Origin of the sequence: Megasphaera micronuciformis F0359 (assembly GCF_000165735.1) — a bacterium.
GTDB classification, from domain to species: Bacteria; Bacillota; Negativicutes; order Veillonellales; family Megasphaeraceae; genus Megasphaera; species Megasphaera micronuciformis.
In genome coordinates, this window is record NZ_GL538208.1 from 684,074 (window position 1) to 695,544 (window position 11,471).

An 11,471-nucleotide genomic window follows, 5' to 3' on the forward strand; every position below is an offset into this window, starting at 1 on the left:
GGGGCGTCTTTTTTATATACGTACAAAAAAAGATAACAGACAAGATACGCCTGTTATCTTTTTCTTCCGATTGCTTAATGTGTAAAACCGTATTTCTTATTTTCCTTCTCTTTATGAAAGAGAAGGTGTGCATCATTTAATTGTTTAATAGCTCTCTTCAGATCTTCAATGAAATCGTGAGCCATACCCATACCGAAGTCACCGCGGACGACAATTCTCTGTACTTCTACATCTTCCAGATTAGCCGGTAACGGATAAGCAGGTACCTGCCACCCCGTCATGGCTAAGCGATCGGCTAAGTCATACAAAGTCCACTTGCACTTGATACCATTCTTTTGTTTATAGCAAACAATCGGTAACTGACTGCCGTCATTAATGATTTCAAAGAGGCCGAGTTTTTCAATTTCCTTCGCCAAATATACGGCCACATCATGAGTCCGCTTATGAATTTCATGAAAACCCTTATAACCGTAACGAACAAAATTATAATACTGACCGATGATCTGAGACGCACTGCGTGAAAAGTTAATAGCCATTGTCGGAATTTCACCGCCCAAATAGCTTACTTTAAAGATTAATTCTTCCGGCAAGAAAGACTTATCACGCCACAGCACCCAACCGATACCGGGATAGACCAAACCGTATTTATGCCCCGATGCATTGATAGATACGACGTTCTTCAATTTGAAGTCCCATTCAATATCCGGTTCCATAAAGGGAGTATACAGCCCGCCCGAAGCGGCATCTACATGAATGTATACCTTATAGTCCGTGTGCTTATTGTATTCTTCCACCAAAGCATCCAGCTTTTTAATATCGTCGTAACGCCCTGTATACGTAATACCCATAATGCCTACAATACCTATGGTATATTCATCTACATAATCCATAACGCGTTCCATATCCAAGGATTGATGTTGCATATCCATCGGTACGGTACGCATTTCAATATCCCAATAAGTGCAAAACTTCTTCCAACAAATCTGATACCCTGAAGAAATAACTAGATTCGGTTTTTTAGCCTTTATATCAAGCCCTAATTTTTCGGCTCTGTTTCTCCATGCAAATTTCATAGCCATGCCGCCGAGCATGCAAGCTTCGGAAGAGCCGACTGTCGATGTTCCCAAATACGATTCGTCAGGTGACGCATGCCACAAGCTGGCAATCATATTCACACAACGATTTTCAATTTCCGCCGTACGCGGATATTCCGATTTGTCTATGGCATTTTTTTCCAACGTTTCACTCATCAGCTTAGTAGCTTCCGGTTCCATATAAGTTTGGCAAAAGGTTGCCAAGTTCAGGCGAGCATTTCCTTCATCTAAGAGTTGATCTTTAATTACCTGATAAGCAATCCTGGGTTCCACGGGGGTTTCATTTAATTGATATTTAGGCAAATCCTGTTCTTCACTAAGCGATCCGAAAATGGGATCCAGAGTATCGTGTTCTTCCTGATCTTTTTTGCCGTAAAGTGCCATCATAAACTCCTCCTTCAATAAATACGACTTGTATTTAATGTATATATTAACGACGAGAACACTTAATGCTTTAATACATGTTCCCGACTTTCAACAATATGGTGTTCGCCTCGAGCCATAGGCGGTACGGCACGATTAATATCACCTGCCGTAAAATGTCTCGGGCCATCGGAGACTGTTTCTTTCCCCTTCTTGTCATGAATTTCATATACGAGGAAGGGAATGATAAGCGCCATAATAAAACTGATAACCAAGACGCTTAAATATGCCCGACTGGACGAAGCCGGTAAGGCACTGGGCGGAATAAAGGAAATAAAGAGAGCAAATACCGACACGAGAAGTCCTGCAGTAGAAATAAGTACTTTTCCGAAAAGTCCGCCCGGAACTTCATAGGTCCTCTTTAAATTTTTCTTCTTAAAGATTAGAACCAGGTACGCCGCAAAAAAGAGTAAGTACCCTACCAAATAGATAACAACCGTCAAGGCCATGGCGGCAAAATAGGAAACATTACTGCTGCCTCCGCCGAAAGTAAGAACGGCGTCCCAAACAGTAACGACAAGGCCCTGGACAATAATTAAAGGAACAGGCACCCCTGCATCGTTAATTTTACGGAAGAACTTCGGAAGTATTCCCCGCTGAGCCGTTGCGAACATACCTCTTGACGGCCCGACAACCCACGAACTGATTTCCCCCATAACCCCCAGAGCAATCATTAAGGAAATAATCTTGGCAAGTAACGAAGCATGTTGACTGAAGTGTGACAACAAGAACCGGAATGCTTGCACTACACCGCCGCTTAAGGACAACTCCTTAGCAGGAACGACGGCTGCTACGGATAACCCGCCGGCTGCATCTAAGACAATGGCTGTAACGACTAAGACAAACATTGCTAACGGGTAGTTTCTCTTAGGGTTTTCCAATTCATTAATGTGCGAAGCCGAAGCTTCAACTCCCATGTATGCCAGAATAAAGGAAACAAATACAACCAATGTATTTAATCTTGAGAAATCCGGAATTAGAGAATCCGACGAAAATTGAATTTGTAAAATACCGCCATTTGCTATATAAGCGATTGCCAACATAAAAAGTAAGGCGGACGGAAATAAAATCCCTATGACAAATCCGTACTTAGCCAACTTGGCCGTATACTTCGTTCCGCCGAATTGTGAAATCGTTAAAATCCAAAAGATAAGTAATACACCGCTGAATTTAACTATCGGATCTTCACTCAGCTCATTCCAGCCGATTACATACGACAGAGCCGCCAAAATGAAGTAAATCATCGTTACAAATCCTACGGTTATTTGAAACCATTGGAAAAAAATAGCCGCGAACCCGAATCTTTCGCCCAACGTATTGCCTACCCAACTGAAAATACCACCGCCGTCATCATTCCAACCGTCGACAGTTGCCATTTCAGCAGCACACAAGGCTACAGGTAAGAACCAGAATATTCCGCCCAAAACCAGAAAAAAGAGCAGATGCAGTTTAGATGTTGCAAAGGTCGGATACCCGTACACGGTTAACACCATAGATGCTGTTAAGGCGAAAAAACCGAATAAAGATAATTTTTTCATATCATGAGAACCGGTTCCCATTTTAATCACTCCTTTCGTATTACGGTTCTTCCTTTTTCCTCACCTCCTTTATTTGCCCCTATTATAGTTCGCTTTTTTTTAAATTCAAGCATAAATATGTAAATTATCAATTTACATTTTCGAATATTTACGTATTATTCAGATTGTTTATGCACATATTTTATTTTCCATATATTTTTGCCATACAAAACCCCCTTTACCGCTTCTTCGGTAAAGGGGGTTTAAGCATTCTATCTTATTCATACAGTTGTCGTATTTACAGTTATTACTTACTCAGCTTTTGAAAATACGGAAAAAACCTCTCTGTTTGCATGATGACTGTCTTCAAAATACAGGGAACGGTTCAGCTCTCTTTCCAAAGACTCTTTTCGTTTCTTATCCTTAAACAGGGCCAAAACATCGGCATGAGCACTAATCAAAATATCACCCTTAATAGGATGTACTTTCATCATATGGCGCAATTGACGAACGATTTGGATATACACCGATTCAGGAGAGGCCAAAACACCTGTACCGCCACAAACGGTACAAGGAGAAAATTGAGATAAATGGATACTTTGCCGTGATTTTTTTCGTGTAATTTCCACGAGATTCAGGGCCGTCATGCCGAATACATGAACTCTCGCCCTATCGGCCGCCGTTTCACGCTGCAAAATACGCAAAAGTTCGTCTCTCCTGTCGGACCGGGGCATATCGATAAAGTCCACTAAAATGATGCCCCCTATATCGCGCAATCGCAACTGTCTTGCAATTTCTACCGCCGCTTCGCGATTTACATGAAAGAGTGTTTCCTCAAGGGTGCTGTTACCTACATATTTACCGCTATTGACATCGATGACCGTCAAAGCCTCCGTATGATCGAAAATAAGAGTTCCTCCTGAAGGCAACATAACTTGCCTGGACATAACATTCTGTAACTCATCTTCAATGTGATAATAGTCGAATACAGGATCTTCTCCTTCATATAAAATCAAGCGCTCTCTATCTATTTCGTCTTCCGAAAAAAAAGAGCTCAAACGTTCATAAGCGTCTTTATTATCTACAATGACAGTATTTACATCATCCGTACAGTAATCCCTGATCATACGCATCAAAAGATCCGCTTCGCGATATAAAAGCTTCGGCTTTCTTGTAGTCTTATAACGTGCCCTTATACTTTCCCATGTACGCAATAAGTAGTGTAAATCTGCCGCTAATTCTTCTTCCGATACGTCTTTTGCGACAGTCCTTACAATCATACCGATACCTTCGGGCTTAACGGCACTGACAATAGTTCGCAAGCGATTTCTTTCCTCTTCGTCCTGAATTTTTTTGGACACGCCTACGTAATCTACCGTAGGCATTAAGACGGCGTAACGACCGGCAATACTGACATTGGCCGTCACCTTGGCTCCCTTCATGGGTTGTTCGTCTTTAACTACTTGTACAAGTACGCTTTGCCCTACGGAAATATGGGTCTGTTGGATTTCTTCTTTTGTCGCCGCACGGGGAAATAAATCCCCTAAATATAAAAAGGCGTTCTTTTTACGACCTATATCGACAAAAGCAGCCTGCATGGCAGGCAGGATATTCTGTATGACACCCTTGTAGATATGATTAACAATATGTGCTTCGTCATTTCGTTCCACTGCATAGTCCGTCAATTTTCCGTTTTCTATGACGGCCATTCGCGTTTCTTCCGGAATAACATCGGCAACCAATAATTTCATAGCACATCGCCAACTTTCGTATTACGGCATTTCGAACAAAGTTCGATTCTCTCCCTTTTGTCGCGACCATAGGCCCGTTCTTTCGGCAAGCATCAGGGTCGGGTCAACGGGAATATCGAATTGCCGGGCTAATAATTCCCACACTTGAGAGGGCTTTACGGCACCCGACTCGTTTTGATAAATGCGTACACGCAAGTGTATGTCCGATCCGTCTATTTGTGCCGTAATCGGTTCCAATACATGGTCTTTTACATTAATATATCTTGTTTTGCGTGTTTTCGGTGAATATTTTTCATACACCGCTTCTTCAGCCTTGTTAAACATAGCAAGACGACGATTGATTACGTCTTCTTCTATAGATTCCGTTAAAGGACCGGACAAAAGATACTCGGCATAATTGGCTATAGCCATAAGCTTCGGTGCCTTATCGGATACATAACGCCCCTCAAGAACGGCAAACCCTTCGGGAGCCTTTTCATTCATACGCCGTTTTACATCTTCCACATCTACTGTTTCAGCCAATTCTATATCCATGTACTCTTCTGCCGCCGCCACACCTACACCCAAAGCGGAAGCAAAAGCTATTTTCATATGAGGATTGAAACCTTCCGAGTATTGTACGGGTAAATCGGCTCGAATTACGACATAACGAACGGCTCGGGCAAAATCGAGATGCGACAAAAAGCGCAAGGCCTTGTCCTTCTTAATAGCTAAACGTAGTCTTGCCATTGCCGTCACCTGCTTTCAAATCTATAATATGAACGCCTAAATTGGGACAGACACCGCAACCCGTACATCGTTTACGGCGACAATCATCTGTCAGCTCTTCGTCATGGGCTTTCTTCCACTCATTGAGCAAGTATGCTTTAGCCACACCGGCACTCATGTGATCCCACGGGAAGGGTTCTTGCTCTCCTCGTTGCCTGGATGCGAAGTAATCTACCTCAAGACCGGCGTCTGCAAAAGACTCATTCCATTTATCGTAATCGAACATCTCAGTCCAACCGTCGAACTTACAACCCTTTTTCCACGCATAATACAGAACCTTACCCAATCGTCTGTCGCCTCTGGCAAAGGCTGCCTCCATGCGCCCCGTACGAGCATCGTGATAATGATAAGAAATGTGTTTATCACGAATAAGGCCCTTAATATACTGCTGCTTTCGTTCTATTTCTTCAATGGAGCATTGAGGTGCCCATTGAAAGGCCGAATGAGCCTTAGGTACGAAACTGGATACGGAGACCGTAACCTTTCCGTTATTCTTTCCCGTCACCTTGCGATACAAATTCAAAACCTTATAAGCCAAGTCGGCAATTCCTGCCAAATCTTCATCCGTTTCCGTCGGCAAGCCCATCATGAAATAGAGTTTGACTGTCGACCAACCGTTTTGGAAGGCATTTTCGCAAGCATCCAGTAAGTCTTTCTCCGTAACACCCTTATTAATTACATCACGCAGGCGTTGAGTTCCCGCTTCGGGTGCAAAGGTCAGGCCGCTTTTACGAACCTGCTGAACTTTTTTGGCAATATCGACGGAAAAGCTGTCGACTCGTAATGACGGCAGACTGACGCTAACTTTCTTTCCCTTAAAGCGTTCCAACAGTAAGTCGACCAATTCGGGAAGTTGCGAATAGTCAGCAGAACTCAGACTCATGAGAGAAATTTCATCATATCCGGAATTTTTAACTATTTGTTCAGCCAAATCCGCCAAATGCTTCGGTGTTTTTTCCCTTACGGGACGATACAAAACTCCTGCCTGACAAAAACGACACCCGCGACTGCAACCGCGAAAGAGTTCAAGAACAGCCCGATTATGAACGATATCAATATTCGGTACAATCGGTTCCGTCGGATAAAAAACCGTTTCTTCATCGGCAATAACGCATTTTTCAATGCGTGTCTTAGCTTCTTTTTCCGTAGGGATTAAGTTAAGAAAATTCCCTTCCGAATCATAGTGAGGCTCGTAAAAAGCGGGTACGTAATTCCCCTTTTGTGTGGCCAATGTTTTCAATAGACCCTTTTTCCCGCCCGGCTTACCGTCTTTTTTCCAAGCAATTATCGTATCAGCCAATAATTGGACCGATTCTTCCGATTCGCCGAGACAAAAGAGATCGAAATAGTCGGCCAAAGGCTCCGGATTGTACGTACAAGGTCCCCCGGCAACAATAAGAGGAGTTTCTTCCCCTCGTTCCGCTGCAAGCAGGGGAATCCCCGCCAAATCCAGCATATTCAAAATATTGGTAAAACTCATTTCATATTGAAGCGTAAATCCGACCATATCAAAGTCGCGAACAGCTGTCTTCGTTTCCAGTGAATAAAGGGGATACCCCTTTTTACGCATTAATTCTTCCATATCCGGCCACGGGGCGTAAACCCGTTCCGCTGCCGTATCACCGCGTTTATTCAAGAGGGCATACAAAATTCTGAGTCCCAAATGACTCATAGCCACTTCATAAACGTCCGGGAAACAATAAGCAACCGTAAAATCCACATCATTGTGATTTTTTACTACACTGTTCCATTCTCCACCCACATATCGGGCCGGCTTTTGTACCTTACTTAATAGTATGGGATCTATCTGTATTTGCACGTTATTCTCCGTCTATAAAAAAATTGCCGATTGTTGTCGCATATGGACACTCAATACTACCGCCAGGGCCATCATATTCGTAGTCAAAGCACTGACACCGTAACTCATAAAGGGTAAAGGAATACCCGTAACAGGCATAATACCGCAAGTCATACCGACATTGACGAGTATTTCAAAAGTCCACATGGCTACGATACCCGTAACCAATAGCATTCCGAAAGGTTCCTTACATTCCTTGGCCGTAAGCAAAGCCCTGTAAATGAGTACAAAATATAAAAAAAGTAAAAAGAGGCAACCTAAAAAGCCCAATTCTTCACCGATAACGGAAAAAATAAAATCCGTATGATTTTCAGGCAAAAAATTCAACTGACTCTGAGTCCCTTTGAAAAGTCCCTTGCCGAAAAGCATTCCCGAACCGATAGCTATTTTTGACTGAATGATATGATAGCCGGCTCCGAAGGGATCTGCATTAGGGTCTAAAAAAACCATAATACGCGACTTCTGATAGTCTTTCATAAAGTACCATCCGAAAGGCGCGAGGCACAGTGCGGCAATAAAAATATTACGCAGAAGTTTCAACCTTATGCGACTGACAAAAAGCATAGCTACGGCAATTGCCAAGAATACAAGACTGGTTCCCAAGTCCGGTTGTTTTAATACAAGAAGAAACGGAATGCCCACACATAACCCGAAGGGAATAATCTCTCTCCACGTATTGAGCTTTCCGATACGATCGGCCAGCAAGGCAGCCATACACACAATCATAATGAGCTTGGAAAACTCGGACGGCTGCAATGTAAGCGGCCCGATTTGAATCCATCGCTGGGCTCCAAGAGCGGATCTTCCTAAAAACATAACGGCCACCAACATGAGCAGATTGATGACATACAAGGGTTTAGCAATACGCCGCAACTTCGTATAGTCATAATTACAAACAAAGAGAACCAGCAATAAGTTGACAATAAAAGCCCCGCCCTGTTTAGCCACAAAATCGTAGTTAATAGCACCCTTATTAATATGTGTGGCACTGCCGATAATACAGATACTGATGGCTACAATAAGTACAGCTGCCGCCACCAATACCTTATCTATATGTTTCCACTGTCTTTTAAATAACACCGTTATTCTCCCTTAGCGACGCCGTATACGCCATTGACGCGATTCTCCGGCTCGTTTGCGAACCGTTAAAGTACGTTGCAAACGTCCTTTTTCGAGCATCTTTTCCACAACTGAAGCCGCCTCATCCGCTACAGCATTAACGGCTGCCGAAATATGACGGCGTTCTTCCATTTTTTCCTCTTCTACCGCTTCAGGCACTTCTTTTTCTTCAGAATCGGAAACAAAAGCCGTCTTTGCGTCTTCATCTAAAAAAGCCGCCGCCTTAGACAATTCGTGAGTTACGAAGGAAGGGACCGGTCTTTGCATCGACGATACAGCTGCTTCTTCATCCGTAAAAATGCAGTCCAGGACGTCGCCGTGAGGTAAATACGGATTCCAATCGGCACCTGCCGGCTCATCACCCGTCTCCAGCCAACGAACAGTGGCCGACAAAGCACAAAAGAAAGGATTTCCTTCACCTATATCGGCCAAGGTCCCTTCCTGTGCGGCAGCATGAATAAATTCGTCATGCGGCAATACACCGACTACTGACTGAGGCAATAAAACGGCCGCCATAGTTTCTACATTTAAATACCCCGGTCTGTTCCGATAGAAATTATTGAACAGCACGTGATTTGAAGTATGTTTTTTCTTATGACAATACTGCATGACCCTTGCAGCATCTCGTAAAGAGGTCCATGACGGCTCAACGACAAAAAGTATCTTTTCAGCTACAGCCGTGGCGCTCTTAAAAGCACCGTCTCGTCCGGGCGGGCAATCGATAAGTACATAATCATAGTTTTCGCTTAAGCGTGAAATGACGCGGACAAAATCTTTCGGGTCTGCCTTTTCCCACGTTTTTTTCTGACTGGCTGCCAAAAAATCACCGGCCGGACCTACGTGAACAAGAGCATCCGCGGCCTTACAACGTTTTTTCATAACATCGTAAACATCAAAAAACACTTCATCCTGTACGCCCAGAAGAAGATCCAGGTTGCGCATTCCCATATCGGCATCGACAGCCAATACAGTGTATCCGCGACGACGCAAAGCAATGGCCAGCGAAGCGGTTATCAAAGTCTTTCCGACTCCGCCTTTACCGGAAGCGACGGCTATGACATGAGACATGAATACTTCCTCCTTTTTATTGCGTACGGCCAGAAGCTTGTGTCGGCTCTGCCGTATCTTTATTTTGACTATCTGCCGTACCGATATGGAAGAACTCTTCCAACATGGCACGAACAATAGGTCCTGACGATGAGGCACCGAAGCCGCCCTGTTCCGTCAAAACGGCAATGACAATACGCGGATGGTCATAGGGTGCAAACGCAACAAACCAACCGTGATCACGACCGCTGAAGTTTTCGGCCGTACCGGTCTTGCCGGCTACCTGCACAGGAAACCCGGCAAATAAAGAACCGGCTGTACCGGACTCTTCCGCCACGTTTCTCATACCTTCTCGAATCAAATCCAGTGTAGACTTGGAGACTTCCAAGGTACCCGTTTGCTCAGGTGCAAAAATCTTGTAAGGCGTACCGTCAAGATTATCAATGCGGCTGACAATGAACGGCTTGTATTGAATGCCGCCGTTAGCAACTTCACTGACAATCATAGCCGCCTGCAAGGGCGTAACCAACTGGAACCCCTGGCCGATAGCGGAATTGAAAGTATCCCCCAAGTACCAATCCTGGTGGTAATTTTTTTCTTTATATTCTTCACTGGCAACGAGGCCCGCCGCTTCACCGCGCATGGCGATTCCCGTCTTTTGACCCATGCCGAACATTTTAGCGTATTCGGCAAGCTTATCGATGCCTACTCGACGTCCCAATTCGTAGAAATAGACATTATCCGACTTTGCTAAAGCCTCGGTGAAATTAATCCATCCTAAAGCTTCACCGCCGGCATTTCTCATGTCGACAAGCCAATGTCTACCGGAGTCGAAAATCATCTCATCCGGTGTGATTTTTTTCAGCTCCAAGGCAGCAGCCCCGGTAATCAACTTAAAAGTCGATCCGGGCGGATATTCACCGGCAATAACACGGTTTTCCATCGGATGATTGGGATTTCCGTTTATTTGCTTCCATTCCGATTCCGTAATTCCGCGCGTAAACCAGTTAGGATTGTATGCCGGACGGCTGGCCATGGCCAAAACGGCCCCCGTATTGGGATCGACGGCTACAGCCGCAATACCGCTGACACCGATTCCCTGAGCGATTTGAGCATCCATAGCCTTTTCCAAAGCCGTCTGTAAGTTTAAATCCAAGGTCAAATGAATATTATGCCCTTGAACAGGGTTCTTTCTTTCCACTTCCATTACGGGACTGCCCGATGCATCGACTTCTACTTGGCGACTTCCGTCTTTACCGCGCAAAACGTCGTCATAGTATGACTCTAATCCGGCTCGACCGATTTGTGTCACATTGGACACCCCGTCTTCACCTTTGAGTCTCTCCATATCGTCTTCATCAATTTGTCCGACGTAGCCGAAAATCTGAGCCGCCATCATATCATACGGATAGTAGCGAATGGGCTGCACGTCTACGGAAATACCGGGCAATTCGTTACGCCGTTCTTCTACCTTCGTAACTACGTCCGGTGTCAAGTCCTGAGCCAAGACGGTAGGCACGTATGAGTTTTTGACCTTACCGGCCTTTTCCAAAATTTTATCTGCAGGCATGTTCAACAAACGGGACAGTTTATCTGCTTCTTCGACAGTCATCTTGCCTTGAGTCGGTACATAGGTGACCATAAAACTCGGCCGCGATCCGACGAGAATTTGCCCGTTCCGATCATACATGACACCGCGCATAGCCGCTAAAGGAATAGCCCTCAAACGATTCCCTTCAGCCAATGAGTTATAGTAATCGCCCTGAAAAAGTTGCAACCATACAAGACGGGCTATTAAAACGAGAAAAACAATGACAACCGCACTGTATACATAGCGAAAAGGCCCGTCATTATTCTTTTTTTTAAGAAGTGCTTCCAGCATGAATACGGGTCC

8 protein-coding genes are annotated in these 11,471 nt (G+C 44.4%); all 8 read right to left on the reverse strand.

Translation table 11 applies throughout. The features are described 5' to 3' along the window. Positions 1 to 74: 74 nt before the first annotated feature. Positions 75 to 1,481 carry a glutamate decarboxylase gene (locus HMPREF9429_RS06970; protein ID WP_006942646.1) on the reverse strand — a complete coding sequence of 469 codons (1,407 nt, stop codon included), beginning with the start codon at positions 1,479 to 1,481 and terminating at the stop codon, positions 75 to 77. Positions 1,482 to 1,540: 59 nt separating this feature from the next. Continuing rightward, positions 1,541 to 3,076, reverse strand: a complete 1,536-nt coding sequence (gene gadC / locus HMPREF9429_RS06975; RefSeq protein ID WP_006942647.1) for a glutamate:gamma-aminobutyrate antiporter — start codon at positions 3,074 to 3,076, stop codon at positions 1,541 to 1,543. A 269-nt stretch (positions 3,077 to 3,345) separates the two neighbouring features. Then, positions 3,346 to 4,785, reverse strand: coding sequence for an Rne/Rng family ribonuclease (locus HMPREF9429_RS06980; protein WP_006942648.1), 1,440 nt, complete (start codon positions 4,783 to 4,785; stop codon positions 3,346 to 3,348). Between the two features lie 21 nt (positions 4,786 to 4,806). After that, positions 4,807 to 5,514: a TIGR03936 family radical SAM-associated protein gene (locus HMPREF9429_RS06985; protein ID WP_006942649.1), complete on the reverse strand. Its 708-nt coding sequence runs from the start codon at positions 5,512 to 5,514 to the stop codon at positions 4,807 to 4,809. Continuing rightward, entirely contained in the window at positions 5,489 to 7,372 is a 1,884-nt protein-coding gene (locus HMPREF9429_RS06990) for a TIGR03960 family B12-binding radical SAM protein (protein ID WP_006942650.1), read from the reverse strand. Before HMPREF9429_RS06990 ends, HMPREF9429_RS06985 begins: the two co-directional genes overlap by 26 nt. A 12-nt stretch (positions 7,373 to 7,384) precedes the next feature. Then, positions 7,385 to 8,491, reverse strand: coding sequence for a rod shape-determining protein RodA (gene rodA, locus HMPREF9429_RS06995; protein WP_006942658.1), 1,107 nt, complete (start codon positions 8,489 to 8,491; stop codon positions 7,385 to 7,387). Between the two features lie 12 nt (positions 8,492 to 8,503). Next, the gene (locus HMPREF9429_RS08905) at positions 8,504 to 9,598 is read right to left on the reverse strand and encodes an AAA family ATPase (RefSeq protein WP_006942662.1); all 1,095 of its coding nucleotides are present in this window, start codon (positions 9,596 to 9,598) and stop codon (positions 8,504 to 8,506) included. A gap of 16 nt (positions 9,599 to 9,614) precedes the next feature. Continuing rightward, a complete protein-coding gene (gene mrdA / locus HMPREF9429_RS07005) occupies positions 9,615 to 11,459 on the reverse strand; it encodes a penicillin-binding protein 2 (RefSeq protein WP_006942664.1) in 1,845 nt (614 codons plus the stop codon). Positions 11,460 to 11,471: the final 12 nt, after the last annotated feature.